The 25,789-nt window shown below is 71.9% G+C and carries 26 protein-coding genes; 11 read left to right on the top strand and 15 right to left on the bottom strand.

Features of this window, described 5'->3' with window-relative positions; translation table 11 throughout:
* Positions 1-83: 83 nt before the first annotated feature.
* Complete coding sequence (locus tag ACZ6S6_RS10435; RefSeq protein ID WP_469704795.1) at positions 84-1,007, top strand: SDR family oxidoreductase; 924 nt, start codon at positions 84-86, stop codon at positions 1,005-1,007.
* A gap of 62 nt (positions 1,008-1,069) precedes the next feature.
* On the opposite strand, the gene ACZ6S6_RS10440 is transcribed toward ACZ6S6_RS10435, so the two are convergent.
* Entirely contained in the window at positions 1,070-1,903 is an 834-nt protein-coding gene (locus ACZ6S6_RS10440) for an enoyl-CoA hydratase/isomerase family protein (protein ID WP_469704797.1), read from the bottom strand.
* A 91-nt stretch (positions 1,904-1,994) separates the two neighbouring features.
* A complete protein-coding gene (locus tag ACZ6S6_RS10445; protein WP_469704799.1) occupies positions 1,995-2,726 on the bottom strand; it encodes a PIG-L deacetylase family protein in 732 nt (243 codons plus the stop codon).
* A 151-nt stretch (positions 2,727-2,877) separates the two neighbouring features.
* On the opposite strand from ACZ6S6_RS10445, the gene argG reads away from it, so the two are divergent.
* Together argG and ACZ6S6_RS10455 are read left to right on the top strand one after the other, a co-directional pair.
* Positions 2,878-4,329: an argininosuccinate synthase gene (gene argG / locus ACZ6S6_RS10450; RefSeq protein WP_469704802.1), complete on the top strand. Its 1,452-nt coding sequence runs from the start codon at positions 2,878-2,880 to the stop codon at positions 4,327-4,329.
* A gap of 183 nt (positions 4,330-4,512) precedes the next feature.
* Positions 4,513-5,085, top strand: a complete 573-nt coding sequence (locus tag ACZ6S6_RS10455) for a rhodanese-like domain-containing protein (protein WP_362963639.1) — start codon at positions 4,513-4,515, stop codon at positions 5,083-5,085.
* Positions 5,086-5,133: 48 nt separating this feature from the next.
* Here the strand turns inward: ACZ6S6_RS10455 and ACZ6S6_RS10460 are convergent, their stop codons facing one another.
* A complete protein-coding gene (locus ACZ6S6_RS10460; RefSeq protein WP_362963637.1) occupies positions 5,134-6,429 on the bottom strand; it encodes an alpha/beta fold hydrolase in 1,296 nt (431 codons plus the stop codon).
* Between the two features lie 106 nt (positions 6,430-6,535).
* Here ACZ6S6_RS10460 and ACZ6S6_RS10465 point away from each other — a divergent pair, with 106 nt between their 5' ends.
* On the top strand, positions 6,536-7,699 hold the full coding sequence (locus ACZ6S6_RS10465) for an ABC transporter ATP-binding protein (protein WP_469704805.1): 1,164 nt from the start codon (positions 6,536-6,538) through the stop codon (positions 7,697-7,699).
* A gap of 39 nt (positions 7,700-7,738) precedes the next feature.
* Here the strand turns inward: ACZ6S6_RS10465 and ACZ6S6_RS10470 are convergent, their stop codons facing one another.
* The 6 genes from ACZ6S6_RS10470 to ACZ6S6_RS10495 form a co-directional block, all read right to left on the bottom strand.
* A complete protein-coding gene (locus ACZ6S6_RS10470) occupies positions 7,739-8,887 on the bottom strand; it encodes a serine hydrolase domain-containing protein (protein ID WP_469704807.1) in 1,149 nt (382 codons plus the stop codon).
* A gap of 162 nt (positions 8,888-9,049) precedes the next feature.
* Complete coding sequence (locus ACZ6S6_RS10475) at positions 9,050-10,003, bottom strand: ABC transporter substrate-binding protein (protein WP_469704809.1); 954 nt, start codon at positions 10,001-10,003, stop codon at positions 9,050-9,052.
* On the bottom strand, positions 10,000-10,677 hold the full coding sequence (locus ACZ6S6_RS10480; RefSeq protein ID WP_362963629.1) for an ABC transporter permease: 678 nt from the start codon (positions 10,675-10,677) through the stop codon (positions 10,000-10,002). Before ACZ6S6_RS10480 ends, ACZ6S6_RS10475 begins: the two co-directional genes overlap by 4 nt.
* Entirely contained in the window at positions 10,674-11,351 is a 678-nt protein-coding gene (locus ACZ6S6_RS10485; protein WP_469704811.1) for an ABC transporter permease, read from the bottom strand. Before ACZ6S6_RS10485 ends, ACZ6S6_RS10480 begins: the two co-directional genes overlap by 4 nt.
* Before the next feature lie 118 nt (positions 11,352-11,469).
* Positions 11,470-12,171: an alpha/beta fold hydrolase gene (locus tag ACZ6S6_RS10490; RefSeq protein ID WP_469704813.1), complete on the bottom strand. Its 702-nt coding sequence runs from the start codon at positions 12,169-12,171 to the stop codon at positions 11,470-11,472.
* A gap of 9 nt (positions 12,172-12,180) precedes the next feature.
* On the bottom strand, positions 12,181-12,792 hold the full coding sequence (locus tag ACZ6S6_RS10495; RefSeq protein ID WP_362963624.1) for a PadR family transcriptional regulator: 612 nt from the start codon (positions 12,790-12,792) through the stop codon (positions 12,181-12,183).
* 70 nt (positions 12,793-12,862) lie between these two features.
* On the opposite strand from ACZ6S6_RS10495, the gene ACZ6S6_RS10500 reads away from it, so the two are divergent.
* The 5 genes from ACZ6S6_RS10500 (at position 12,863) to ACZ6S6_RS10520 (ending at position 17,846) form a co-directional block, all read left to right on the top strand.
* The gene (locus ACZ6S6_RS10500; RefSeq protein WP_362963622.1) at positions 12,863-13,255 is read left to right on the top strand and encodes a nuclear transport factor 2 family protein; all 393 of its coding nucleotides are present in this window, start codon (positions 12,863-12,865) and stop codon (positions 13,253-13,255) included.
* Positions 13,256-13,313: 58 nt separating this feature from the next.
* Positions 13,314-14,009, top strand: coding sequence for a formylglycine-generating enzyme family protein (locus ACZ6S6_RS10505; RefSeq protein ID WP_469704817.1), 696 nt, complete (start codon positions 13,314-13,316; stop codon positions 14,007-14,009).
* A gap of 204 nt (positions 14,010-14,213) precedes the next feature.
* Positions 14,214-15,506, top strand: coding sequence for a phosphoribosyltransferase family protein (locus tag ACZ6S6_RS10510; RefSeq protein ID WP_362963618.1), 1,293 nt, complete (start codon positions 14,214-14,216; stop codon positions 15,504-15,506).
* A 229-nt stretch (positions 15,507-15,735) separates the two neighbouring features.
* The gene (locus ACZ6S6_RS10515; RefSeq protein WP_362963616.1) at positions 15,736-16,800 is read left to right on the top strand and encodes a tetratricopeptide repeat protein; all 1,065 of its coding nucleotides are present in this window, start codon (positions 15,736-15,738) and stop codon (positions 16,798-16,800) included.
* Positions 16,797-17,846 (top strand): polyprenyl synthetase family protein, encoded by a 1,050-nt coding sequence (locus ACZ6S6_RS10520; RefSeq protein ID WP_469704820.1) that lies wholly within the window; start codon positions 16,797-16,799, stop codon positions 17,844-17,846. Before ACZ6S6_RS10515 ends, ACZ6S6_RS10520 begins: the two co-directional genes overlap by 4 nt.
* A gap of 48 nt (positions 17,847-17,894) precedes the next feature.
* On the opposite strand, the gene ACZ6S6_RS10525 is transcribed toward ACZ6S6_RS10520, so the two are convergent.
* Positions 17,895-18,326: a DUF2000 domain-containing protein gene (locus ACZ6S6_RS10525; protein WP_362963612.1), complete on the bottom strand. Its 432-nt coding sequence runs from the start codon at positions 18,324-18,326 to the stop codon at positions 17,895-17,897.
* A 139-nt stretch (positions 18,327-18,465) separates the two neighbouring features.
* On the opposite strand from ACZ6S6_RS10525, the gene ACZ6S6_RS10530 reads away from it, so the two are divergent.
* On the top strand, positions 18,466-19,284 hold the full coding sequence (locus tag ACZ6S6_RS10530; RefSeq protein ID WP_469704822.1) for a helix-turn-helix transcriptional regulator: 819 nt from the start codon (positions 18,466-18,468) through the stop codon (positions 19,282-19,284).
* Positions 19,285-19,290: 6 nt separating this feature from the next.
* On the opposite strand, the gene ACZ6S6_RS10535 is transcribed toward ACZ6S6_RS10530, so the two are convergent.
* From ACZ6S6_RS10535 to ACZ6S6_RS10550, 4 genes are all read right to left on the bottom strand, one after another.
* Positions 19,291-19,800, bottom strand: coding sequence for a mycothiol transferase (locus tag ACZ6S6_RS10535; RefSeq protein WP_469704824.1), 510 nt, complete (start codon positions 19,798-19,800; stop codon positions 19,291-19,293).
* A 206-nt stretch (positions 19,801-20,006) separates the two neighbouring features.
* Complete coding sequence (locus ACZ6S6_RS10540) at positions 20,007-22,175, bottom strand: discoidin domain-containing protein (protein WP_469704826.1); 2,169 nt, start codon at positions 22,173-22,175, stop codon at positions 20,007-20,009.
* Positions 22,176-22,327: 152 nt separating this feature from the next.
* Entirely contained in the window at positions 22,328-22,639 is a 312-nt protein-coding gene (locus ACZ6S6_RS10545) for a YkvA family protein (RefSeq protein WP_362962978.1), read from the bottom strand.
* Between the two features lie 74 nt (positions 22,640-22,713).
* Positions 22,714-22,968, bottom strand: a complete 255-nt coding sequence (locus ACZ6S6_RS10550; RefSeq protein ID WP_362962980.1) for a WhiB family transcriptional regulator — start codon at positions 22,966-22,968, stop codon at positions 22,714-22,716.
* Between the two features lie 211 nt (positions 22,969-23,179).
* On the opposite strand from ACZ6S6_RS10550, the gene ACZ6S6_RS10555 reads away from it, so the two are divergent.
* The gene (locus ACZ6S6_RS10555; RefSeq protein ID WP_469705005.1) at positions 23,180-25,237 is read left to right on the top strand and encodes a SpoIIE family protein phosphatase; all 2,058 of its coding nucleotides are present in this window, start codon (positions 23,180-23,182) and stop codon (positions 25,235-25,237) included.
* A 65-nt stretch (positions 25,238-25,302) separates the two neighbouring features.
* Here the strand turns inward: ACZ6S6_RS10555 and ACZ6S6_RS10560 are convergent, their stop codons facing one another.
* Positions 25,303-25,767 carry a hypothetical protein gene (locus ACZ6S6_RS10560; protein ID WP_469704829.1) on the bottom strand — a complete coding sequence of 155 codons (465 nt, stop codon included), beginning with the start codon at positions 25,765-25,767 and terminating at the stop codon, positions 25,303-25,305.
* Positions 25,768-25,789: the final 22 nt, after the last annotated feature.

Consider the following 25,789-nt stretch of genomic DNA (forward strand, 5'->3'; position numbering starts at 1 on the left):
TCCTGGCGCTTACATGTCAATGGTCTGGACAACATCACTGCGTGGACCTGGAGTTTTACCTTCGGAAGCGGTACTCATGCGCCATGACAGAGACCATGCGCACCCCCGGACTCGCCGCTCCGCCACCGCTGGGTGCGAGCGCGTTACCGCCCGGCACGTACGACGGCAGCGTGGTGCTGGTGACCGGCGGCGGCTCGGGACTCGGCAAGGCGATCGCGGCCGAGTTCGCCCGGCTGGGCGCCGGTCTGGTGCTCGTCGGCCGGAACGCCGAACGGCTGGCCGCCGCCCGGAAAGAGCTCGCTCCCCTGACCTGCGGCCGGGTCATGACCGCCCCCGGCGACATCCGCGACCCCGACAGGATCACCGAGGTGTTCGACGCGGCCGCGGCCGAACTGGGGCCGCCGGACGTGCTGGTCAACAACGCGGCGGCCAACTTCCCCTCCCCCGCCGAGGACTTGTCGCCGAACGCCTGGCGGGCGGTGCTCGACATCACGCTGACCGGAACCTGGTTCATGACCCGGGAGTTCGGGCGGCGCCGTCTCGCGGCCGGGACCGCGGGCTCCATCGTCTGTGTCGGGGCGTCGTACGCCTGGACCGGCGGACCCGGCTACGCCCACTCGGCCGCCGCGAAGGCCGGGGTGAAGAACCTGGTCGAGACCCTCGCCGTGGAGTGGGGTCCGTACGGAATCCGGATCAACGGGCTGGTGCCGGGGCTGATGCCGCACGAGGACATGACCGCCGACATCCGCGGCCACCTGGACCGGACCGGGGAGGCCGAGCCGGAGCACGACGCACGGCAGCCGGCGCTGCGGGTCGGCCTGCCCCGCGAGCTGGGCTGGGCGGCGACGTTCCTGGCCTCGCCGTACGCCGGGTTCATCACCGGTCATTCGCTGGTGGTCGACGGCGCGAACTGGCAGCGGCGCTCCCTGGTCGCCCCGCCCGTGGTGCCGGTGCGCGAGCAACTGGGCCGAGGCCCGTTCGCGCCGCCCGGCCCCGAGGGGCACTGAGCCGGCGGCCGTCGAAACGCGGCTGGCGGCAATCCAGCGGCCCTCGTATGGCGGACGGCGGGTCAGCGGCCCTCGAAGTGCGGTGGACGGCGGGCGGCCTTGGCGGCGTAGCCCTCGGCGCAGTCGCGGGAAGTGAGGGTGAGCGCCGCCGCCAGCGCCGTCCGGTCGAGCGCGTCCGCCATCCCGGCATCCGCGAAGGCGTCGACCGAACGCTTGATGTGCCTTACGGCCAAAGGGGCGTTGGCCGCCACCGCGTCGGCCACGGACCGCACGGTGCGCTCCAGTTCACCGGCCGGCGTGACGCCCTGGAGCAGCCCGATCCGCTCGGCCGTCGCCGCGTCGATCCGGCGGCCGGTGAGCGCGAGGTACTTCGCCCAGCCCGCCCCGGCCTCGCGGGCGATCCGCATGTCGCCGCCCGCGTCGACGGCGACCCCGATCCCGGCCTCCGGCAGCGCGAACACGGCGTCGTCGGCGGCGATCCGGACATCGGCCATGAGCGCCAGCTCGAAACCGAAGCCCAGACAGTAGCCCTGGACCGCGGCGACCACCGGCTGCGGAAGCCCGGCGAACGCGGCGAAGCGTTCATGCACCCAGCGGATGCCCTCGTAGTAGTTCTGGGTGCGCTCGGACGGGGAACGTCCGGTGATGCCGCCGCCGGGTGCGGTGACATCGATCCCGGCGCAGAAGGCCCGGCCCTCACCGCGCAGCAGCACGACCCGGACCGATGCGTCGAACCGGATCCGGTCCGCCATGATGCCGAGCTGTCTGCTGGACTCCCAGCTCCAGCCGTTGAGCCGATCGGGCCGGCAGAGGGTCAGCACCCCCACGCCGTCCTCGACCCGGAGCGTGATCCGCTCCTCGCCGTGCGGAATGTCGTGATCGAGGATGTCGAGCACGGCCGCCCCCTCCATAGTTGACGCATCGTCAGAAAGGTTGTGCGGCAAAGAGTAAGGCCGCAGACCCGGAGGCGGCCAGAGCCTGTCCGGCTCAGTGCGCGAAGAGCTCGAAGGCCACGGCGGGACGGCCGCCGAACCGCTCGGCCGACGCCTCGGCGTTGCGGGTCAGGAAGGTGCGGCAGTACTCCTCGGGGTCCTGGTCGGTGAGCACCTCGATGTACGTGCGGTGGGCGAGCAGCGAGTGCACGGAACGCTCCAGCCCGGCCGTGACATCGACGGCGTGCGTGGGCGTGGCCGATCCGGCGACGGCGACCCAGCGCACCCCGTTCCACGGTTCGAGACCCTGCTCGGTCAGCTCCGGGAAGATCCAACGGTTGCCCGCGTCGGCCACCGCGTCCAGGGCCGCGCGGCCGACCGCGCGGTGGTCGGGGGTGTTCCAGGCCACGCCGCCCCAGGTGTCGCGGTGGTTGAGCGTGACGATCAGCTCGGGCCGGTGCCTGCGGATGGCCGCCGCGATGTCGCGGCGCAGGCCCAGGCCGTATTCGATCACCCCGTCACGATGATCCAGGAACTCCACCCCCGATACCCCGACGACCGCCGCGCTCGCACGCTGCTCCCGCTCGCGCAACGGCGCGCACTCCGCCGGGTCAAGCGTGCCGATGCCGGCCTCGCCCCGGGTGGCCAGCAGATAGGCGACCTCGCGCCCGCCGTCGGTCCACACGGCGACGGCCGCCGCGCAGCCGTACTCCAGATCGTCGGGATGAGCGACGACGGCGAGCGCGCGCCGCCAGTCCACAGGCATGGATTCCAGCTGCTCGGTCATATCGGCAGGCTAACCGGACCGGGCCGGCCCGGCCCGCTGTCGCACGCCCCGGCCCCGGTCCGCACACGCGACCCCACTCCCCCCGCGCGACCGGCGGCGCCCCCGAAGACACCACGTTGCATGATCATGCGTAATGACGCATACTCTTCCCATGTCTAAGGTTCTTACCTCCCTGCCCGCCGGCGAGCGCGTCGGCATCGCCTTCTCCGGTGGCCTCGACACCTCCGTCGCGGTCGCCTGGATGCGCGACAAGGGTGCCGTCCCGTGCACCTACACCGCCGATATCGGCCAGTACGACGAGCCCGACATCGCGTCGGTGCCCGGCCGCGCGTCGGCCTACGGCGCCGAGATCGCGCGCCTGGTCGACTGCCGCGCGGCGCTGGTCGAGGAGGGCCTTGCCGCACTCACGTGCGGCGCGTTCCACATCCGCTCGGGCGGGCGTGCCTACTTCAACACCACGCCGCTCGGCCGCGCCGTCACCGGCACCCTGCTGGTCCGGGCGATGCTTGAGGACGACGTACAGATCTGGGGCGACGGCTCGACGTTCAAGGGCAACGACATCGAGCGGTTCTACCGCTACGGGCTGCTCGCCAACCCTCACCTGCGGATCTACAAGCCGTGGCTCGACGCGGACTTCGTCCACGAGCTGGGCGGCCGCAAGGAGATGTCGGAGTGGCTGCTCGCCCACGACCTCCCCTACCGCGACAGCACCGAGAAGGCGTACTCCACCGACGCCAACATCTGGGGCGCCACCCACGAGGCCAAGACCCTGGAGCACCTCGACACCGGCGTCGAGACCGTCGACCCGATCATGGGCGTGAAGTTCTGGGACCCCGAGGTCGAGATCGCCACCGAGGACGTGACGATCGGCTTCGACCAGGGCCGTCCGGTGACGATCAACGGCAAGGAGTTCGCCTCCGCGGTCGACCTGGTGATGGAGGCGAACGCCATCGGCGGCCGCCACGGCATGGGCATGTCGGACCAGATCGAGAACCGGGTGATCGAGGCCAAGAGCCGCGGCATCTACGAGGCACCGGCCCTGGCCCTGCTGCACGCCGCGTACGAGCGGCTGGTCAACGCGATCCACAACGAGGACACCATCGCGCAGTACCACAACGAGGGCCGGCGCCTGGGCCGTCTCATGTACGAGGGCCGCTGGCTCGACCCGCAGGCGCTGATGATCCGCGAGTCCCTCCAGCGCTGGGTGGGCGCGGCGGTCACCGGTGAGGTGACACTGCGGCTGCGGCGCGGCGAGGACTACTCGATCATGAACACCTCCGGTCCGGCGTTCAGCTACCACCCGGACAAGCTGTCCATGGAGCGCACCGAGAACTCCGCGTTCGGCCCGGTGGACCGGATCGGCCAGCTCACCATGCGCAACCTCGACATCGCCGACTCCCGCGCCAAGCTGGAGCAGTACGCCGATCTCGGCATCGTCGGCAATACGCATGCCACGCTCATCGGTGCCGCCCAGGCGGCCTCGACCGGGCTGATCGGCGCGATGCCGCAGGGCGGCGCCGAGGTCATCGCCTCCCGCGACCAGGCCGAGGGCGACGACGACCAGATGCTCGACCGTGCCGCCATGGAGTTCGGCACCGACTGACCGGGGCCGGCGCGCGTCCGGCCGCCGGGCCGGGGTCCTTCACCGGCACCCCGGCCCGGCGGACCACGGCCCGCCGGGCTTCGTACACCGAGGCTCCGGATACCCCGGCGGGTACCCTGGGCTGTCCGGGGCAGGAGAGACCGAGAACCTGCCCCGCCCGGTGAACGAAAGGAAACACCGCTCGTGACCAGCCCCGTATCCCTCTCCCCGGCCCAGGCCGCGGCCCGTCTCACCGAGTTCACCGTCATCGATGTCCGGGCCCCCGGCGAGTACGCCTCCGGGCACGTTCCCGGCGCTCTGAACATCCCGCTCGACCGTCTCTCCGAGGCGGTGCCCGCCCTCAAGTCGGCCTCGGCGCGTGGCGCCCTGCTCGTGGTCTGCGCCTCCGGGGTCCGCTCCACCCGCGCCTGCGACATCCTCTCGGCCGCCGACATCGACGCCGCCACGCTGACCGGCGGCACCTCCGCCTGGGAGGGCGAGGGCCGCGACCTGGACCGTCCCTCGGGCGCCCGGGGCACCTGGCCGCTGGAGCGGCAGGTGCGGTTCGCCGCCGGTTCGCTGGTGGTGGCCGGCCTGCTGGCGGGGGTCCGGTACCCGGCCGCGCGCTGGCTGTCCGCCGGTGTCGCCTCCGGGCTCGTGTTCTCCGCGGTGACCGACACCTGCGGCATGGCAGCGGTTCTGTCCAGGCTCCCCTACAACCGTGACCCGCGTGCGGCGGCGAGCCTGAACGCGACGCTGGACGCCCTCCAGGGCTGACCCCGGCCGGAGCGGTCCGGACCGGTCGCGGCCCGGACCGGTCGCGGCTCAGGCCTCGTCGCGGACCAGGGCGAGCAGCCGGTCCAGGACCCTGGGGCCGCCCGCGCGCAGCCCGTCGTGCTCGTACTCGTCGGTCACCCAGGTACGCAGCCCGCGGATCGAGGCGGCGGTACGCAGCGCGTGGGCCGTGTCGACGTACATGTCGTCGTGGTAGACGGCGGCGGCCACCGGTACCTCGTTGGCGGCCAGGCGCTCGGTGTCGTACAGCGGCTCCCAGTCACCGCGGGTGGCGATCAGCTCGGCCGTCTCGCGCAGCGGGCGCAGGGCCGGGTCCACGTCGAAGTGCCAGGGGTGGATGCTCTCGCCGGTGAAGAGGACCGGGCCGTCGCCCTGGAGCGCCGCCACCGCGTCGAACTGCGGGAACTCGGCGCGTACCCGCTCGGCCGCCCAGCCGGTGGGACGCTCGTCCTGGCCGTAGATGGCCTCGTGCAGCAGCGCGTACAGCGGGTGCCCCGCGAACGAGGAGGCCGTGCGCACGGCCTCCTGGAAGGTGTCGGAGAGCTCGGTGCCGTGCGGGGTGTGGACGAAGGCGTTCTCCAGCAGGTAGTGCAGCTGGTGGCTGCCGTTGCCGCCGCCGAGCATGATGCCGAGCGACTGGAACCCCTCGGGCGTCAGCCGGTGTCCGGCGCTCTCCGGGCGGTGCTCCGCGAGGTGAGCGGTGATCTCGCGGGCGCGCTCGACGTCCTGCGGGTAGCGGGCGTAGTGCGCGGCGACCTTCCGTTCGATCCTCGGGTACGCGGCCCGGTAGACGTCGTCCGCGTGGGCGTCGAGCGAGGGCAGACCACCGGTGATCAGCACGGTGCTGAGCCCCTCCGGCGCGGCGGAGAGGTAGCGCACGGCACAGAAGCCGCCGAAGGACTGGCCGAGGACCGTCCAGGGGGCACCGCCGGTCAGCTGCGGACGGATCAGTTCGCAGTCCCGCACGATGCTGTCGGACCGGAAGTGCGCGAGGTAGTCGGCCTGCTCCCGCGGGCCGCCGCGCAGCGGCAGGGTCTGCCGGTTCGCCGGGGTGGACAGCCCGGTGCCGCGCTGGTCCAGGAGCAGCACCCGGAACTCCTGCACCGCGCGGCCCAGCCAGGCCTCCGCGCCGTTGAAGCGCCGGGCGCCGAAGCCGGGTCCGCCCTCCAGGTACAGCAGCCAGGGCAGCTCTTCACCGGCCCTGGAGGAGGCCACCACCTCCCGGCCGAAGATCTCGATCTGCTCACCGCCCGGGTCGGTGTGATCGAGCGGCACGGTGAAGTGACGGTCGGTGAGGACGAGGCCGGGCTGACGGTAACTGCTCAAGGGGGGCTCCTGAATCCGATGTTTCCGGGACAGTTCAGCACACCTGCGTGACCCGGACAGTCCCGGCCCGTGTGCGACGGGTCCGGCCGCCTCCTAACGTGCAGTCATGATCCGGTTCGAGCAGGTCGGCAAGGTCTATCCGGACGGTACGACAGCGGTCCACGAACTGTCCTTCGAGGTCGCCGAGGGCGAGCTCGTCACGCTGGTCGGCCCGTCCGGCTGCGGCAAGACCACCACGATGATGATGGTCAACCGGCTGATCGAGCCGACCTCCGGACGCATCCTGGTCGACGGCGAGGACATCTCCAAGGTCGACCCGGTGAGGCTGCGCCGCGGGATCGGCTACGTCATCCAGCAGGTCGGGCTCTTCCCGCACCGGACGGTCCTCGACAACACGGCCACGGTCCCGGCACTGGTCGGCTGGAAGCGGTCCAGGGCGCGGGAGCGCGCGGCCGAACTGCTGGATCTGGTCGGCCTCGATCCGGCGACGTACGGCTCCCGGTACCCCGCCCAGCTCTCCGGCGGCCAGCGCCAGCGGGTCGGCGTGGCACGGGCCCTGGCCGCCGATCCGCCGGTGCTGCTGATGGACGAACCGTTCGGCGCGGTGGACCCGGTGGTGCGGGAGCGGCTCCAGAACGAGTTCCTGAGCCTGCAAGCCACGGTCAGGAAGACGGTCCTGATGGTCACCCATGACATCGAGGAGGCGGTGCGGATGGGTGACCGGATCGCGGTGTACGGGGAGGGGCGCATCGAGCAGTTCGACAGCCCGGGTGCGGTGCTCGGGTCCCCGGCGACCCCGTACGTGGCACGGTTCGTCGGTGCCGACCGGGGGCTGAAGCGGCTGTCGGTCACCACGATCGAACCGGAGGACCTGGAGGAGCCCCCGATCGCCCGGCTGGAGGAGCCCGCCCGGGTGGCGGCGGCCCGGCTCGGCGCCGCGGGATCGCGGTGGGCGGTGGTTCTGAACGGGGCCGGCGAGCTGCACGGCTGGGTGGCGGCGGATGCGCTGCGGATCGCCGGTGAGCACGGCACGGTGGGCGAACTCGCGCGCCGGATGGACGCGTGGGTGCCGGTCGGCGCCCCGTTGAAGCAGGCGTTCAGCGAGATGCTCCAGCACGACGCCGGATGGGTGGCGGTGCTGGACGGGGCGAGGTTCCTCGGCGTACTGACCCCGGCGAAGCTCCACGAGGCCCTGCGCCGCTCGGTGGACGCGGACGCGCAGGGCGTCGGGCGCGAGGAGGTGGAGTTCGACTCGGTGGCGGACGCCTGACGGGTGCGCCGCGGCGGTCCGCCACCGTACGCCGGGGGTTCAGACGCTCGTGGCGTGCCGCCAGAAGTCCCGCATCAGCACGGGCGGGGTGGGACCGGCCATCGCCACCTGGCTGAGCATGACGGCGACCGTGCCGGTGGCCGGGATGATGTGCGCCGTCGTGCCGGTGCCGCCGACCCATCCGTAGCGCCCCGGAACGTTCCACGGATCGAGCGTCTCGACGTCGACCGAGCCGCCGAACCCCCAGCCCTGCCCTTCGGTGAAGAGTCCGCTGGCCGCGCGCTGCGCGGGCGTCAGGTGATCGGTCGTCATCTGCCGCACCGATTCGGGCGTCAGCAGACTGCGGCTGCCCACGGCCCCGCCGTCGAGCAGCATCCGGGCGAAGGCGTACCAGTCGTCGACCGTCGAGACGAGCCCGCCGCCGCCGGACGGGAAGTCCGGCATGCTGCTCCACTGGCCGTCGGGGGCGTCCGCCAGTTCGAGCTTCCCCTCCGAACCGGCCCGGTAGTAGCCGGTGAACCGGTCGAGCCGGTCCGCGGGTACCGCGAATCCGGTGTCGGGCATGCCGAGCGGATCGAACAGCCGCTCCGCCATGAACTCCGGCAACGACTGCCCCGAGACCCTGGCGATCAGCACACCCAGGATGTCGGAGCAGGTGTTGTACAGCCACGCCTCCCCCGGCTGGTGCAGCATCGGCACCCGGGCCAGCGCCGCCATCCACGCGTCCGGCTCGGCGACGGCCTCCGGCTCCGGCGAACCCTGGTGCAACTCGCTGAACAGGGGCGCGACAGCGGGCAGCGAGAAGTCGGACGGGAATCCGTACCCGGCGCGGAAGGTGAGGAGGTCGAACACGGTGATCGGCCGGACCGCCGGGACCACGTCGTCGACCGGGCCGTCCGGGGTGCGTACGACCTTCGGTGACGCCAGTTCGGGGAGCCACGGCCCGACCGGGTCGGCCAGGGCGATCCTGCCGTCCTCGACCAGCGTCATGGTCGCCGCCGCGGTGAGCGGCTTGGTGATCGAGGCGATCCGGAAGATCGAGTCCCGGGCCATCGGCACGCCGCCGTCCGTGAAGGCGGAGCCGACCGCCGCCACGTCGATGCGTTCGCCGCGGGCCACCAGGCCCACCGCGCCGGGCACCGATCCGTGACGGACATGCGTTTCGAGTACTTCGCGCAGGGTGCTCATCGCTCCGCCTTCTCAGCTGTGGGGTCAACAGGATGACTCCACGGGAGGCGCGAACTCATCGGACCGCGCCGACCCCGGCCCGGATCTCTTGACCGGAACACGGCGCAAAGCCTGGGTTTCCGCGAGGAGAGAGTGCTTGCTGTCCGGTGAACCGGGGTGCGGTCAGCCGGCCGGGACGAGGTGCTCGGACCGCAGGTAGGTGCGCGCCACGTCCTCGGGGAGCCGTCGCCAGCTGTCCACCCGCTCGTTCAGCCGGGCCAGGTCCGCGGTGGTCAGTACGGTGTTCAGCCTGCCCAGCGCGGTGCGCACGCCCTCGCTGCCCGCCCGGGACCGGTTGACTACGGGGACGAGGTAGTCGGCGTTCTGCAGGTGCTTGTCGTCCGCGAGCAGGACGAGCCCGAAATCGTCCAGGGTGGCGTCGGTGGTCGTGGTCAGCACCATCTGGTCCCGTCCGCTCTGGACGGCCTGCTTGGCCTGGGTGGTACCGACGCCCTTGGGGTCGACGGCGGTGATGTCGATGCCGTACGTCTTCTTCAGGCCGGGTGCGCAGTAGGGGCGCTGCACGCATTCGTCACCCGCGGCCAGCCGGACCGGCAGCCCCGGCTTCCCCAGGTCGCTCAGCGACTTCAGGTGGTGCTCCGTCGCGTAGGCGGAGGTGACCGCGAAGGCGTTCTGGTCGACGGCGCGGCCGGGGTCCAGGACGGTGAGGCCGCGCGGTGCGGCCAGGGCGCGCAGGGCCTTCATGGTGGTGGCGAGGTCCGGCGAGCCGACAGGCGCCGCGTCGGCGCCGTTCTTCTTGGCGTTCAACCAGTCGGCGAAGGTGGCGGCGTACTCCGGTACGACGTCGATCTGGCCGCTCTCCAGCGCCGGTTCGTAGATCTCCCGGTTGGTGACGGAGATGATCTTCGTGGAGTATCCGGCCCGGTCGAGCAGCAGGGCGTACATCTGGGCGAGCAGGTCGCTCTCGGTGAAGCCCGCCGAGCCGATGGTGAGGTGTTTGCTGTCGCCGGGCGGTGCGGTGACCTCGCCCTGGTTCTCCAGCGCGGGCCCGGTGGTACAGGCCGTCACCGGCAGCAGGAGCAGCAGGATCACTTGGGCTGTGCGCTGGGCCCTCATCCGGTGTTCCCGTCACGCACCCAGTCGGGGGCGAGCCGCTGCGCCACCTCGAAGAGCCCTTCGACGATCAGGGCGAACGCGGCGACCAGCACCGCTCCGGCGACCACCTGGGCGGTGGAGGCGAGGTTGAATCCGGCGGTGATGATCCGGCCCAGGCCGCCGCCGCCCGCCAGTGCGGCGATGGTCGCGGTGGCGACGAGCTGCACGGCCGCGATCCGTACGCCGGTGAGAATCAGCGGCAGGGCGAGCGGCACCTCGACCTGGAGGAGCAGCTGCCTGCCCGTCATGCCCATGCCCCGGGCTGCCCGCACGACGTCCTGATCGACCTCCCGCATCCCGACGTAGGCGTTGGTGAGCAGCGGCGGTACGGCGAACAGGACGAGGGCGACGATCGTCGGCCCCTCTCCGAACCGTCCGACCGGGGTGAGCAGGAGCAGCACCAGGACGGCGAAGGTGGGAACGGCCCGGCCGACGTTGGAGATGTTGACGGCCAGGGCGCCGCCCTTGCCGAGATGGCCGAGGACCAGTGCCACGGGCAGTGCGATGAGGCAGCTGATCAGCAGACAGACGACGGTGAGGTAGAGGTGCTGGCCGAGCCGGGTCCAGATGCCGTCGTCGCCGTACCAGTGCGCGGAGGTGGTGAGCCAGGACCAGGCCTTGGCGAGGGTGTTCACGACTGCCTCCGCGTCCAGGGGGTCAGCAGGCGTTGCACGAGGAGGAGCAGCAGGTCGGCTGCGACGGCGATGACGACGCAGAGCACGGACGCGGTGAGCACCTGGGCCTTGAAGTAGGTGTTCATCCCGGAGTAGATGAGGTTGCCGAGCCCGCCGTAGCCGACGATCGCGCCGATGGTGACCAGGGAGACCGCGGAGACGGTGGCGATGCGCAGGCCCGCCATGGCGGCCGGCAGGGCGAGTGGCAGTTCCACCGCGACGAGCAGGCGTACGGGGCCGTATCCCATGCCGCGAGCCGCCTGACGGGTCTCCTCCGGTACGGCTCGGAGTCCGGCCAGGATGTTCCGTACGAGCAGCGTGAGGGAGTACAGGACGAGGCCCGCGACGACGAGCGCGGCGGAGAGCCCGTACACCGGCAGCAGCAGCGAGAACATGGCGAGCGACGGGACGGTGTAGAGGACGGTGGTCACCCCGAGCACCGGACCGGCCGCCCAGTGCCAACGGCGGGCGGCGAGGGCGAGCGGCAGCGCGAGAACCAGCCCGATGAGCACGGCGATCACGGTCAGCTGGAGGTGCTGGAGTACCGCGTCCCACAGGATGTGCCGCCGGCTGGTCAGATAGGCGCCGCAGATCCATTCGTTGCGCGCGAGGCAGTCGTCCGGGGGCGCGATCACCTGCCCATTTCAGCCCGGAACACCTCGGGAGCGCGCGTCCTGATCGACTGTTCGTGGGCGCGCGATGCCGGCCGGAGGGCGACGGTTCCGTTCAAGGGGATTCGCCGCCCGGTACGGCTCAGGACCGCGCGGCCGCCCCGGTGAGGATCCGGACCAGCTCCCGCGGCCGGGAGAACATCGGCCAGTGCCCGGTGTCCAGGGTGACCAGCTCCCAGCTCTCTCCGGTCAGCAACGCGGCCACGTCGTCGGCCGGTTCGGGACCGTCGAGCAGGCATTTGACATAGGTGACCGGGAGGCCGCCGAGCGGGCCGCTCAGCACGGCGGGATCACTCAGCGAGGCGCCTGGGTGCGGCGTCGCGCCGGCCACGATCCGCGCGGTCTGCTCGTCGGTGAGCCCCTGGCCCTCGAAGTCGGGCGCGGTCGGCGGCGCCCAGACTCCGCCGTTGCCCGCGATCTCGGCCTCCAGCGCCGCCGGGCCCTGCCACCACGTCGAGACGAAGGACTCCCCGTCGGCCGGGACACTGGCGTCCACGAAGACGACACGGGCCAGCCGGTCGCCGATACGGCCGGCGGCCTGACCGACCGGGATGCCCGAGTAGCTGTGGCCGACCAGAACGACATCGCGCAGGCCGAGGCGCTCCACCTCGTCGACGATATCGGCCACATGGGTCTGCGGCCCGACCGGCAGGCCCTGCTTCTCACCGACACCACTCAGGGTCACCGGGTGGGCGCCGTGCCCGGCCGCGCGCAGCCCCGGCACCACCTCGTCCCATGCCGACGCTCCCAGCCAGGCGCCCGCCACCAGTACGAATTCAGTCATGGGGAAAACCTAACCGAGTGGTCTGACAACGCCGTTGACCCGCCCGTCTCCAGGGCCGCCCGTCTCCGGGGCCGCCCGCCGGTCCAGGATTTCCAGCACCTTCTCGCCCCAGCGCAGGTTCTCCTCCTCGAAGGCCCGTCCGCGCATCAGCGTCAGGTAGGGGCCGATGCGTCCGGCCTCCGCCACGAAGGTCTCCTCGTCGCGGCCGTCCAGCATGCGGTCCCGAAGCCGTTCGTAGCGGGCGAGCTTGGCGCGCGCCCACTCCATGCGTTCCTCGACCGAGGCACGTACCGCGTCCTGGTCGCCACCGTCCACCGCCTGGGTCATGACCAGCAGCTCGTCCCGGATGGCGGTGGGGCGGGGAGGTTCGGCGGTGAACGCGGCCAGCGCGGTGCGGCCCGCCCCGGTGAGGGTGAACACCCTCTTGTTCGGCCTGCGCTGCTGCTCGACCACCCGCGCCCCGATCAGGCCGCTCTCCGCCAGCCGGTCCAGCTCCCGGTAGAGCTGCTGCGGTGTGGTGGACCAGAAGTCCGCCACCGAGACGTCGAAGACCTTGGCCAGGTCGTAGCCGGAGGCCTCACCTTCCAGCAGCGCCGCCAGGACCGCGTACTTGAGAGACATCTGGACAGGCTAACACCGATGTGATTAATCTCTTTCACACCTATTCAACGAATTGACTATGGAGCGCCACATGCACCCTTTCCGCAAAGCCGTCGAGGCGCACGACCTCGACGCGGCCGAGGCGATGCTGGCCGAGGACGTCGTCTTCACCAGCCCGGTGGTGTTCAAGCCGTACCTGGGAAAGCCCCTCACCGCCGCGATCCTGCGTGCGGTCTCCGAGGTGTTCACGGACTTCCGGTACGTCCGGGAGACCGCGAGCGAGGACGGACGGGACCACGCGCTCGTCTTCGTCGCGAAAGTGGGCGACCGGGAGATCAACGGCTGCGACTTCCTGCACATGAACGAGGCGGGCGAGATCGACGACCTGATGGTGATGGTCCGCCCCCTCTCCGCGGCACAGGCACTGGCCGCGGCCATGGGCGCGCGGTTCGGCGAGATCACCCGTCAGGCGTCGGCAGGCTGATCACGGCCGGGCGCGAAGCGGCGTGGCGCACCAACGGCGTTGGTACGATCACCGCCCCATGGGCACAGACACAGGCACGGACATCCGGATGATCACCGTCCCCGCGGGGCAGGTCACCCTGTCGGACCGGCGCACACAGCGGAGTTGGGCGGTCGAGCTGGCCCCGTACCGGCTCGCGGCCTGCGTGGTCACCCAGGCCCAGTACACGCGGGTCACCGGCGAGCGCCCGAGTACCGCGCAGGGCGACCGGCTGCCGGTCGAGGGCGTCTCCTGGCTGGACGCGGTCCGGTTCTGCAACGCCCTGTCGCTGTACGAGGGACTGACGCCCGCGTACCGCCTCGGCTCCGGCACCGAGGACGCGGCGGGCGTCGAGGACGTCGGCTGGGACACGGCGGCCGACGGGTACCGGCTGCCCGCCGAGGCCGAGTGGGAGCACGCGTGCCGCGCCGGCACGACGGGCGCACGGTACGGCGCGCTCGACGACATCGCCTGGCATCGCGGCAACTCGCGGGAGCGGATGCACGAGGTGGGCGGAAGGCAGCCCAACGCCTGGGGGCTGTACGACACGTTGGGCAATGTCTGGGAGTGGTGCTGGGACGTCTACGACGCCGAGGTCTACGGCAGCTACCGGGTGCTGCGCGGCGGCGGCTGGTTCGACGAGCGCTGGAGCTGCCGGGCCTCGGTGCGGCGGCGCAGCCACCCGACGTTCCGGATCGACGACACGGGGTTCCGGGTGGCACGTTCCGTCCTGTGACGGTCCGCACGGCGTCGTTCCCGGCGGAGGGGCGGAGGGGCGGAACGGCGGAACGGCGGAACGGCGGAACGGCGGAACGGCGGAACGGCGGAACGGCGGAACGGCTGACGTCTCCGGCTTGCGGACCCGTGGTGCATGGGGTTCATTCGTAGGAGGTGTGCGGGTAGCTGCACACCTCTCTCTCCCGGTCTGGGGTGAATCCCCGTGCTGTTCTCCGACCGCGCCGACGCCGGGCAACGGCTCGCCGAGGCTCTCCGCCCGCTGGCAGGCAGCGATGCCGTCGTGCTGGGCCTGCCCCGCGGCGGAGTACCGGTGGCCTTCCGGGTCGCTCAGGAGCTCGGCGCACCGCTCGACGTGATCGTGGTCCGCAAGCTCGGCGTCCCCCGCCACCCGGAGCTGGGCTTCGGCGCCATCGGCGAGGGCGGTGTACGGGTCATCAGCGAGGACATCCTGCGCCGCAGCGGGGCATCGGCGGCGGATCTCGCCTCCGTCGAGCGCGCCGAGACGGCCGAGCTGCTGCGGCGGGCCCGGACCTTCCGCGGCGACCGGCCGCGCATCCCCTTCGACGGGCGCCGCGTGATCATCGTGGACGACGGCATCGCGACCGGTGCGACCGCCCTGGCCGCGTGCGAGGTGGCACGTGCGCAGGGTGCGGCCCACGTCGTACTGGCCGTGCCGGTGGCGCCGCCGGACGCCGCCGAGAGGCTGCGCGGCCAGGTGGACGAGCTGGTGTGCCTGTCCACTCCGCCCCGGTTCTCCGCGGTGGGTGAGTGGTACCGGGACTTCGGCCAGACCCCGGACGAGGAGGTCGTCGCGCTGCTGGCGCGGGCCGCGGACCGGGCCTCGGCGCGGACGGCCGTCGAGGTGGACGTGGAGGCGGGTGGCGTCATCCTGCCGGGTGAGCTCACCGCTGCCGGTTCCGCCCGCGCTCTCGTGGTGTTCGCGCACGGCTCCGGCAGCAGCCGGCACAGCCCGCGCAACCGCTCGGTGGCGGCGGCGCTGAACCGGGCGGGCCTCGGCACCCTGCTCTTCGACCTGCTCACACCGGCCGAGGAGGCGGTGCGTGCCAACGTCTTCGACGTCGGGACCCTCGCGGAACGGCTGGTGGACGCCACCGGCTGGCTGCGACGCCGTGAGTCGCTTCCCATCGGCGTCTTCGGGGCGAGCACCGGAGCCGCGGCCGCGCTGCGAGCAGCGGCGGCCGTCGGAGGGGAGCGTGGCACCGGGATCGGTGCGGTCGTCTCCCGCGGCGGCCGGCCCGACCTGGCGGGGTCCGCCCTCGGCGACGTCCGGTCGCCGACACTGCTCGTCGTGGGCGGCCGCGACGCCCGGGTCCTGGAGCTGAACCGGCAGGCACAGGCGGAACTGCGCTGCGAGAACCGGCTCGACGTCGTCGCGGGTGCGACGCACCTCTTCGAGGAGCCGGGCGCGCTGGACGAGGTCGCCGAGCTGGCCCGGGAGTGGTTCAGCGACCACCTGACGGACCGGTCCGGCTGACCCGGCGACCGCCTCGGGGAAGAATTTCTGCACGGATCGGCCGATCGCGAAGCAACCCTCGGCGCGCATCAGCCGTCTTGATCCACAGCAAGGCGGCACACCGCACACGTCAAGCTTCGTCCGACCCCCCATGAGCGCGCAGGTCAGAGCACCGAGCGACTATGCACTGAATGTATACATTGGGAGCATAGTTGATGCGGCCGGCCCGTTCGCCCGCGAAAGGCCCCCCATGCACAGCAAAGCGCTGGCGCCCGAATACCAAGGCGCCCTCACCAAGATGTCCGTGAACGCCTCCCTCACCGACGTACTGGCCGAGGGGGAACGCCACTTGAGGGCGGCGGAACTCTCCGGCTCCCAGCAGGAGGTGGCCCGCACCGGCCTCGCGGTGGCCGAGGCGCACCGCAGGCTGGGCCATGTACAGGACGCCGACCGTGCCTGGAAGGCCAGTTACCGGGCGGCCAGGTCGGCCGGGGACACCGGGGCGATGGCGTGGGCGCTGTGGAGCGGTGGGACGCTCGCCCGCCAGCGGGGCGCGCTGCGCCTCGCCTTCCGTCTGCTGGGCCTGGCGGCCGACCTGGGCAAGAAGGGCGGCGATGTGGTCGCCCGCGGCTATTCGCTCGCCGGGCTCGCGGAGACCGGGCGCATCCAGGGCGACTACCGGACCGTTGCCGTACTCCATGAGCAGCTGCTCGCCGAGGCGCGAGCCCGCGGCGAGGCGCGCCACACCGTCTGGGCCCTGGAGGGCATCGCGCAGATACATCGCAACACCGGTGAGTTCGACACCGCCCTGGCGATGTTCGAGGAAGCCGCGCAACTGGCCGGGAACGCGGACGACCGGCGCGGCCGGGCCTGGGCGCTGCGCGGCATGGCCGACATCATCTCCGTACGGGACAACGCCCCGGAACGCGCGCTCGCCCTGCTGTCCGAGGCCGAACTCACCTGCCGTGAGATGAACTTGTCCAGCGCCCTCGCCTACAACCACAAGATGCGCGCCAACGTGCTCTACCGCGCCGGGCGGTACGAGGAGGCCCGTGAGGTCTACCAGGAGGCACTGGGAGAGTTCAGCGCGATGACGGAACCCCGGGGCGAGGCACTGGCCCGCCTCGGTCTGGTGAAGTCGCTCGCCCGGCTGGGCCGCGACTCCGCGGAGACCGCCGCGGAGCTGGACGGCCTGCGCGTCACGCTCGACCGGATCGGACTGCTCAACGCCCGTGACATGGTCGACAAGGCCTACGCGGAACTCGGTGTGTCACCGGCCGGTGGCACGGCGGCCGGGGAAGACGGCCTCCGATGACGCCCCCGGTGACCGAGCGGGCCACAGCGCCGGAGATACTCGCCCGCTGCCGCGCCCTCGTCCGTCCGGCTCTCGGCCGGGCCGTGCGGCAACTGCATCCGTGGCACGCCGAGATCACCGCGTTCTCGCTCGGCTGGGACGGGCCCGACGGCCGGGGCGTCCCCGGCACGCAGGGCAAGGGGATCCGGCAGGCCCTCACCGTGCTCGGTGCCGAGGCAGTCGGCGCGAAGGCGCAGAGCGCGGTCCGGGGCGCTGTCGCGGTCGAGCTGATCCACACGTTCTCCCTGCTCCACGACGACATCATGGACGGCGACGAGACCCGCAGGCAGCGGGCCACCGCCTGGAAGGCCTACGGGACCGGGCCCGCCGTCCTCGCGGGTGACGCGCTCTTCGCGCTCGCCGTGCAGACCCTGGCCGACGCCCCCGGCGCGCACTGCGTGGCGGCGGTCCGGCTGCTGTCCGCGACGCTGAACGACCTGGTCCGCGGTCAGGCCGACGACCTGCTCTTCGAGTCCCGGCCCTGGACCGGTCCCGATGCCGTGCGGCCGCACGAGTACCGGCTGGTGGCCGAGCGCAAGACGGGCGCGCTGCTCGGCTGCGCCGCCGGTCTGGGTGCCGTGCTCGGCGGGGCCGGGCGGACCGAGGCCGACGCCCTCACCGCGGCGGGACGCCATCTCGGGGTGGCTTTCCAGGCCATGGACGACGTGCTCGGCATCTGGGGCGACCCGGAGGTCACGGGCAAGCCGGTGCACAGCGATCTGCGCCGGCAGAAGAAGACCTACCCCGTCCTCACCGCGCTCGCCGCGGGCGACCGGGCGGCGCTGGAACTGGGCGCGCTGCTGCGTACGGGCGAGCCGCTCGACGACGGCTCGGCCCGGCGGGCGGCCGGTCTGGTCGAGAAGGCCGGCGGGCGCTCGGCCACCGTGGCCGAGGCGCACCGGCACCTGGAGAACGCCCGCGCCTGCCTGGAGAGCGTCGCGCTGGAGCCGGACGCCGTCGGGGAACTCCTGGCGCTGCTCCCGTTCCTCGTCGAACGCACCGTGTGACCGGCCCGCCCGGCGCCCCGCGCCACGGCGGGCCGGCGGTGGCCTCGCTCAGGAGTGCATGGACGCACCCTTGAGGATCTTGTCCACGGCGTTGCGGGGACCGTGGACGGCCAGCCCGACCAGGTCCATCCCGTCCCGCCGCACGGCCCGGACGGCGGCCCGGTTGTCCCGGTCGTTGCCCGTCGAGAAGAGGTCGGACGTGAACACCGACAGGGCCACACCCCGGCCGACCGCACGGGTGTGGGCCGTCGTCAGCGTCTCCTTCCCTCCTTCGAGGACCAGGACCGGCTGGCGGAACATCGGCAGATACGGGGTGCCGTCGGCGTCGGCGTACGGTTCGCCGACCAGTTCGGGCACCGCCGTGCCGAGGCCGCTGACCAGGAAGGCCGTGACGTTCAGCCGCTGCCAGGTCTGCAGGTCGTCCCGGAGCAGGACGGCGATCTTGGTGTCGAAGCGGACGGGGGCGAGATCATCTGTCATGGCTCCGAGCCTGCCCGGCCGTCCCCCGGCTGTCTTGTACGAACTTTGCATGACCGCCCCGGCGCCGCGCTGTCCCGGCTGCCCGCCCGCGACCGCCGCGGGGAGCGGGCACCGCGTCCGCCGGGCGTACGATCGGGTCATGGCTGCTCGTCCGGACATCACCGCGTGGTGTCCGCCCGTGGAGGGGATCGAAGAGGTCTTCCACGCCCACTTCATCGACCACTCCTATCCCATGCACACGCACGACGCGTGGACCCTGCTCATCGTGGACGAGGGCATGGTCCGCTACGACCTGGACCACCACGAGCACGGGGTGCTCACCCATGTGGTGACGCTGCTGCCGCCGCACATTCCGCACAACGGCGGCGCCGCGACCGCCGAGGGCTTCCGCAAACGCGTCCTGTATCTCAACACCGCGCAGGTCGACGAGGAGCTGATCGGCATGGCCGTCGACAGCCCCGTGCTGCACGATCCGGCGCTGCGCCGCCGGATCGCCCGGCTCCACACGACGCTCGCCGAACCGGGCGACGAGCTGGAGGCGGCGAGCCGGCTCGCCCTGGTCGCCGAGCGGCTCGACCAGCATCTGCGCAACCGGCTGGAACCCGTCCGGTACGTGCACGACCGCAGGGTCGCGCACCGGCTGCGCGATCTCCTCGACGAACGGTTCGTGGAGGGGATCACCCTCCAGGAGGCGGCGCTGCGTCTGCACGCCCACCACACGCATCTGGTGCGGGCCTTCAGCCGTGAGTTCGGCATGGCACCGCACCAGTACGTGACGGGGCGCCGGGTCGACCTCGCGCGCCGGCTGCTCCTGAAGGGGCTGCCGGCGCCCGATGTGGCGACGTCCGCCGGTTTCTACGACCAGTCCCATCTGGCGCGTCACTTCAAGCGTGTCGTGGGCACCAGCCCGGGGCACTACGCCCGCACCCGCGGACCGCTCGCCCCGCCCGCCGCCTGACGACGCCTACCGGCGTTCCAGTGAACCGCGGACGAATGCGGCCTGCCCGGCGTGCTGGAGATCGTCCGACAGCACGCTGATCAGCCGTACGCCCAGGGTGACCGGCGGCGACCAGGCCTCGTCCACGACGCGGTCCAGCGCCTTGCCGTCGAGGCCCTGGACGAAGCCGACGGTCTGGAGGTGCACCGCGTCGTAGTACCCGATCAGCAGCTCCGCCGAGCCCACCCGTACGGCCTCGACCTGCTTGCTGGTCTGCCCGTAGCCGGTGGCGTCCTTGGCGAAGGGCAGATCGAAGCGGGCGGGCCAGTCCTGGGTGAACCAGATCTGCTCGGTCCCGGCCGCGTCCGCGATGTGGTCGTCCTGGACACGGGTCAGGTGCCACACCAGCCAGGCGATGGAGTTCGCGCCCTCGTCGAGCCGGGCGTGGAGGTCGTCGGGTCCGAGTCCCTCGACGGCCGAGTGCACTGTCTCCCGGACGCGGGTGAACCCGTCCACCAAAATGTCTGCGACGTTCATGTCCTCACCATGGCCGCTCTCCTGCCCCGGCCCCGCCACCGACACACCCCCGGCGGGGGGGGGGGGGGGGGGGGGGGGGGGGGGGGGGGGGGGGGCGGCCGGGCGGGGGGGGGGGGGGGCCGGCCGCCCCCCCCCCCCCCCCCCCCCCCCCCCCGGGGGGGGGGGGGGGGGTGGTCCCACCCCCCCCCCCGCCCCCCGCCGGGTGATCAGCCGTAGATCCCGAACTCCCAGAGCGAGTAGCCCCAAGCGGTGCCCCGCTGCGTGAGGTTGAGCTTCACGTAGCGGGCGGTCTCGGCGATGTCGAGATCGTCGGCATCGCCGTTCCCCGTGGTGGTGGAGTACACCGAACGCCAGTTGCCGCCGTCGTCCGAGACCAGTACCTCGTACGACTTGGCGTAGGCCGGGTCCCACACCAGCTGGAGGTGGCGGAAGGACTTCCGCTCACCGAGGTCGACCTGGATCGACTGGGGGTCGCTCCAGTCGCTGGCCCAGCGGGTGTCCATCCTGCCGTCGACCGCCATCGCGGGGGTGCAGGGGCAACCGGTGCTGTCGGCCTGGGCGGAGGTGGCGGTGGCCGGCCGTCCGAGGGCCAGGTTGGTGCCGGTGGCCGGCGGCACGACGACCTTCACGGACTTGGTCTCGATGCCGGCGTTGCCGTGTCCGTCCTCGGCCTGGATGTAGACCTTCCACACCCCGAGCCGCTCCGGCGCCGTCACCGCGAAGGTGCCGTTGCCGGTGGACCGCCAGGTGGCCTCGACCAGGGCCTTGTCACCGGTGGCGTAGTTGCCGCTCAGGTAGATCTTGTACGTCAGCACATCGTTGTCCGGGTCCCGGATATCGGCTCCGACGGTGAACTCACGGCCCGCCGGGGCGCCGTTGGCGTTCTGGACCGTCATACCGCTGATGACCGGCGGGGTGTTGTCGCCGGCGGTGGAGCCGGCGTACGCCTTCTTCAGCGCGTAGTACGAGAGCCGCTTCTTGCCGTCGGGCACCACGTTGAACCAGATGCCGCCGAAGTCGTGCTCGGTTCCGTAGTGGAAGAGCGTGGCGCCCAGGGCCACGCCCTGGTGGGCGGTGACACAGTTCCAGGCCTTGGTGTACCCCTCGGCCTTCTGTACGTCGGTGGGCTCGTCCGGGACGCCGTTGGCGTCGTCGGGTACCTCCCACTCACCGGCCGGGCCGCCCTCGGTGATGATGTAGGGCTTGGTGTAGCCGCCGGACTCCCACGCCCCGCGGACCCCGCAGATGTCGCCGTAGGAGTTGACCGAGTACAGGTCCAGGTCGGGGGCGTTGCGCTTGTAGTACGGCCAGGCTCCCGTCCAGGCGTCGGTGGAGGTCACGGGGTGATCGGGGTCGATCGTGTGGATCTTCTTCGCCACGTCGTTGACGAAGGAGGTGTAGGCGTCGCGCTGCTTCTCCAGTTCGTCACCGCCGTAGCAGTTCTGGAGGCCGAGAACCGACTCGTTGCCGACGTTCCACATGAGCACGCCGGGGTGGTTCTTGTACGTGTCGACCCACTTGGCGAACTCGGTGAGCGAGGAGGCCTTGTACGCGTCGTCGGTGAGGTAGTCGACGCAGCCACCGCTGCCCGGACCGCCGCCCGGCTGGAGCCAGAAGCCGCTGACGACCCGGATGCCGTTGGCCGCGGCCTCGTCCAGCAGCGGCTTGGAGGAACCGTCGGTGCCCCAGGTACGGATGGTGTTGACGCCCATCGACCTCAGGTCGGGCAGGTAGCGTGCCGCGTCGGCGACGGACGGTCCCCAGGTCAGTCCCTTGACCTGGTAGGGCTTGCCGTCGACGGTCAGCTGCCAGTCGCCCTCCGATCCGGTGACCCGGACGGCGCCGCCGGTGGCGGGGGGCGTGCCGGTGGTGCCGTACACCTGGAACTCCCACAGGGAGTAGCCGTACCCGCCGGCTCGGGCGGTGCCGTACATCCTCACGTACCGTCCGGAGCCGGAGACGGCCAGTTCGTCGGTGCCGCCGTCGCCGTCGGTCACGGCCTTGAGGGTGCGCCAGTCGGAGCCGTTGTCGGAGGCCTGGATCTCGTACGCCTTGCCGAAGGCGGACTCCCAGGTCAGGACGACCCTGCTCAGGTCCGCGGTGGCGCCCAGGTCCACCTGGATCCACTGCGGGTCGCTCCATTCGCTGGCCCAGCGGGTGCCGGTCAGGTTCCCGTCCACGGCGGCGGAGGCCGCGTAGCCCTCGCCCTCGTGGGAGGAGTCGGTGGCGGTCCTCCCCTGCGAGAGCAGGGTCTCGGCGGCTCCGGCGGACGACGCCGTGAGCATCACGAGCGACGATGCGAGAAGGGCGAGAAGGGTGATCAGCAGCGTGCCCGAACGTGGTCTCGCGGGCAGGGCTGCGCAAGGTCTGTGCACATTCACTCCTGGCGGAAGAGTGCGGGATCGATGTCCCGTAACCGAATGGGAGAGCGCTCTCCCAGGAGAGTGACGTGTACCCGTTCAACTGTCAACGAGCCTGACGCTTCCGGTTCGGCGAACCGCCTGCGCGAGGGGGCCGGGAACGCGCGCTACGGCACGAGGGCCTCTGTCCCCCGCTCGGCGCGACCGCCTGCTCCGGCAGCCCGCGCCGCGGCGTGCAGGGAGCGCAGCGCCAGCATCAGGAATCCGATGTCATCGAGGTACACGGGGTCCGGCAGCAGATCCACGGGCGACACGGTGTAGATCACCGCCGCCCAGACCAGCGCCTTGTTGTGCAGCGGGATTCCGGCGTCGGCCAGCAGTTTCCTGGCACGGAACACCCGTACCAGGAGGACGCCGGCGACACCCATGGTGAGCAGCGCGAGAACCGCGCCGATGATGAGCCAGGCCGTGGTGTCCATGCTTCATCGTGTACCCGGCAGCCGGCGAACCATCACACGGAAGGGCCGCCGGGGGTGTGACGGTGCCCTCGTCGTCATCCGCGCTCCTTGGCCCGCCTGCGGCTGCGGCGCTTCAGCGCGCGCCGCTCGTCCTCCCCCAGACCGCCCCAGACACCGGAGTCCTGGCCGTTCTCCAGGGCCCACCGCAGACACGCGTCCCGTACCGGACAGCCGTGGCAGACGGCCTTGGCGTCCTCGGTCTGTACGAGTGCGGGGCCGGTGCTTCCGATGGGGAAGAAGAGGTCGGGGTCCGTGTCACGGCAAGCCGCGTGCTCGCGCCAGTTCTCCATGTGGTCTCGCTCCTCGCGGTCGTGTTCGGCTGTTCGGCTCAGTACGCTGCGGGTGACCGTCATGGGGCTTCCGAAACCCCCCGCGGCGGGATCTCCGGTTCCGCCAAAGCTGCGGGGGCGGCGGGTCCGGGGCGACCATGGGAGTCAGCGAACCTTGTGTCCGGGCACGGTGACGGCTTGGGAAGGATGGTCCGTGGACGGCAGTGATGACATGCGGACCGGCTGGGACGACGGCCACCGGGCAGGTGTGCGCCGCTCTCCCGAGGGCGGTCTGGTGGACGTCCTCGGCACGGCCGCGATGGTGCTGGACACCGAGGGCCGCATCGCGCTGTGGAGCCCGCAGGCCGAGCGGCTGCTGGGTTACACACCGCAGGAGGCGCTGGGCCGGTTCGCCGCCCGCATCCTGGTCGACGAAGAGCACTTCGAGCTGGTGCTGAGGCTGTTCTCCGAGGTGATGAGCAGCGGTGAGACCTGGGCGGGCAGCTTCCCCGTACGGTGCAAGGACGGCTCCACCAGACTGCTGGAGTTCCGCAACATGCGGTTGCAGGACGACCGCGGCGACTTCTACGCGCTGGGGCTGGCCACGGACGGGGCGACGCTGCGGCAGGTGGAGCGCGATCTGGCGCTGTCCGTGCGTCTGGTCGACCAGTCCCCGATCGGTCTGGCGGTCCTGGGCAGCGATCTGCGGTATCTGGCGGCCAATCCCGCGCTGGAGCGGATGAACGCTCTGAGCGCGGCCGAGCACCTCGGCCGCCGGGCCGGGGAGGCGCTGCCCCTCCTCGACGGCGACGAGGTCGAGGCGGCGATGCGCGAGGTCCTGAAGAGCGGTGTGCCGCAGGTGGGCCGTCAGGTGGAAGGGCGTACCCCGGCCGATCCGGACACCGACCGTGTCTGGTCGATGTCGCTGTACCGGCTGGACGACTCCGGTGGTCAGGTTCTCGGGCTCGCCGTCTCACTGATCGACATGACCGACCACCACCGGGCCGAGGCCGAGGCGGAACGGGCCCGGCACCGCTTGGCGCTGGTCGCCGACGCCTCGGTGCGCATCGGGACCACCCTGGATCTGGAGCAGACCGCGCGGGAACTGGCCGAGGTCACGGTTCCGGAGCTCGCCGACGTCGCGGCCGTGGATGTCCTGGACAGTGTGCTGAAGGGGCACCCCCGCCAGACCGACGGCCCGGCCCTCATCCAGGCCCTGGCCGTCGTCGCCGCCCGGCCCACGCCGGTCGTCGAGGCGGCCGATCCGCCGGGCCACGCGGCCCACTACGGCGCCGACCGGCTGATCACCCGCTGCGTGCGCACGGCCAAGCCGGTCCGGGAGCCGTATCTCGACGCCGAGAAGCTGTCGCGCGTCGCCCGCGACAGCCGTTCGGCGGGACTGCTGGCGGAGGCCGGCGCCCACTCCTACCTGGCGGTGCCGCTGATCGCCCGCGGCGAGGTGCTCGGCGCTCTCGACCTCATCCGGACGGACAACCCGCTGCCGTTCACCGAGGACGACGAAGTACTGGCCGGCGAGCTGGCCGCCCGCGCGGCGGTCTGTATCGACAATGCCCGGCTGTTCCGGCAGCAGCGCGAGACCGCACTCACCCTCCAGCGCAGCATGCTGCCGCACAACCACCACATTCCGGCCGGGCTGGAGGTGGCGTCCCGCTACCGGCCGGCCGCCTCCCGGTACGAGGTCGGCGGCGACTGGTTCGACATCATCCCGCTGCGGGACGGCGGGACCGCCCTGGTGGTCGGCGATGTCATGGGCAGCGGCATCAACGCGGCCACCGCGATGGGGCGGCTGCGTACCGCCACCCAGACCCTGTCCCGGATCGACCTCCGGCCCGCCGAGGTACTCCGGCATCTCGACGAGATCACCGCCGATCTGGACCCGTGGTTCGCCACCTGCGTCTACGGCGTGTACGACCCGGACCGGAACACCTGCCGGGTGAGTACCGCCGGGCACCTTCCGCCGGTGCTGATACCGGCCGGGGGCCCGCCGCGACTGCTCGATCTGCCGGCCGGGGCACCGCTCGGCGTGGGCGGTGTGCCGTTCAGCGACGTCACGTTCGACCTCGGGCCGGGTGACCGGCTCGTCCTGTACACGGACGGCCTGGTCGAGACCCGCGACCAGGACATAGACACCAGGCTGGACGCGCTGTGCGAGTTGCTCCGCGAGCCGGATCCGTCGCTCGAGGAGTCCTGCGACCGGCTGCTGCGCAAGCTGCGGGACCCCAGTCACCACGACGACGTGGCACTGCTGATGGCCCGGGTCCGCGACTGACACCGCGGCCGGCACTCACCGGGCGGTGGCGCGGGACCCGTGCCACCGCCCGCCGCGGGGATGGTTCAGCGGCCGCACCTGCGGTGCCGGCGGCAGCGGCGGGCCGACGGGCCGCACCGGTGCGCTCCCGCACCGAGGAAGCCCAGCCCGATGCCGAACATCCAGGCGTCCTTGGCCAGCGGGACGCCGGCCTGGCTGGGGCGCAGACTGCCCGGCTCACGCATCCCGGGAACCCGCAGGTACAGGCCGAGCAGCCCGCCGGAGAACCCGGCCAGCGCCAGTCCGGCGAGCCGGGTCGGCACGACGGGGAGCAGCAGCGCGCCACCGACCGCGATCTCGGACCAGGCGAGCAGCCGGGTGAACCGCTCGGCCTCGATCTTGTCGAGGAAGGGGTACGCGGTGCGGGCCATGCCGTGCAGGGTCTGCGCGGTCGCCTCGTCGGCCTTGAGCTTGCCCAGGCCGGAGTTCAGGATGAACGCGCCAGTGGCGAGGCGCGGAGGAATGTCACGCGGTTCGAGCGCCGACAACATCGGAAGCCTCCACAGATCAGGT

Source organism: Streptomyces sp. NPDC048671, assembly GCF_055587045.1.

What these genes read in the sequence shown, in the direction of transcription:
- ACZ6S6_RS10435 (WP_469704795.1), top strand. Translation starts at nt 84, where the DNA reads ATGACAGAGACCATGCGCACCCCCGGACTCGCCGCTCCGCCACCGCTG.
- ACZ6S6_RS10445 (WP_469704799.1), bottom strand. Translation starts at nt 2,726, where the DNA reads ATGACCGAGCAGCTGGAATCCATGCCTGTGGACTGGCGGCGCGCGCTC.
- argG (WP_469704802.1), top strand. Translation starts at nt 2,878, where the DNA reads ATGTCTAAGGTTCTTACCTCCCTGCCCGCCGGCGAGCGCGTCGGCATC.
- ACZ6S6_RS10465 (WP_469704805.1), top strand. Translation starts at nt 6,536, where the DNA reads ATGATCCGGTTCGAGCAGGTCGGCAAGGTCTATCCGGACGGTACGACA.
- ACZ6S6_RS10470 (WP_469704807.1), bottom strand. Translation starts at nt 8,887, where the DNA reads ATGAGCACCCTGCGCGAAGTACTCGAAACGCATGTCCGTCACGGATCG.
- ACZ6S6_RS10475 (WP_469704809.1), bottom strand. Translation starts at nt 10,003, where the DNA reads ATGAGGGCCCAGCGCACAGCCCAAGTGATCCTGCTGCTCCTGCTGCCG.
- ACZ6S6_RS10490 (WP_469704813.1), bottom strand. Translation starts at nt 12,171, where the DNA reads ATGACTGAATTCGTACTGGTGGCGGGCGCCTGGCTGGGAGCGTCGGCA.
- ACZ6S6_RS10495 (WP_362963624.1), bottom strand. Translation starts at nt 12,792, where the DNA reads ATGTCTCTCAAGTACGCGGTCCTGGCGGCGCTGCTGGAAGGTGAGGCC.
- ACZ6S6_RS10500 (WP_362963622.1), top strand. Translation starts at nt 12,863, where the DNA reads ATGCACCCTTTCCGCAAAGCCGTCGAGGCGCACGACCTCGACGCGGCC.
- ACZ6S6_RS10505 (WP_469704817.1), top strand. Translation starts at nt 13,314, where the DNA reads ATGGGCACAGACACAGGCACGGACATCCGGATGATCACCGTCCCCGCG.
- ACZ6S6_RS10515 (WP_362963616.1), top strand. Translation starts at nt 15,736, where the DNA reads ATGCACAGCAAAGCGCTGGCGCCCGAATACCAAGGCGCCCTCACCAAG.
- ACZ6S6_RS10520 (WP_469704820.1), top strand. Translation starts at nt 16,797, where the DNA reads ATGACGCCCCCGGTGACCGAGCGGGCCACAGCGCCGGAGATACTCGCC.
- ACZ6S6_RS10525 (WP_362963612.1), bottom strand. Translation starts at nt 18,326, where the DNA reads ATGACAGATGATCTCGCCCCCGTCCGCTTCGACACCAAGATCGCCGTC.
- ACZ6S6_RS10530 (WP_469704822.1), top strand. Translation starts at nt 18,466, where the DNA reads ATGGCTGCTCGTCCGGACATCACCGCGTGGTGTCCGCCCGTGGAGGGG.
- ACZ6S6_RS10535 (WP_469704824.1), bottom strand. Translation starts at nt 19,800, where the DNA reads ATGAACGTCGCAGACATTTTGGTGGACGGGTTCACCCGCGTCCGGGAG.
- ACZ6S6_RS10545 (WP_362962978.1), bottom strand. Translation starts at nt 22,639, where the DNA reads ATGGACACCACGGCCTGGCTCATCATCGGCGCGGTTCTCGCGCTGCTC.
- ACZ6S6_RS10550 (WP_362962980.1), bottom strand. Translation starts at nt 22,968, where the DNA reads ATGGAGAACTGGCGCGAGCACGCGGCTTGCCGTGACACGGACCCCGAC.
- ACZ6S6_RS10555 (WP_469705005.1), top strand. Translation starts at nt 23,180, where the DNA reads ATGCGGACCGGCTGGGACGACGGCCACCGGGCAGGTGTGCGCCGCTCT.
- ACZ6S6_RS10560 (WP_469704829.1), bottom strand. Translation starts at nt 25,767, where the DNA reads ATGTTGTCGGCGCTCGAACCGCGTGACATTCCTCCGCGCCTCGCCACT.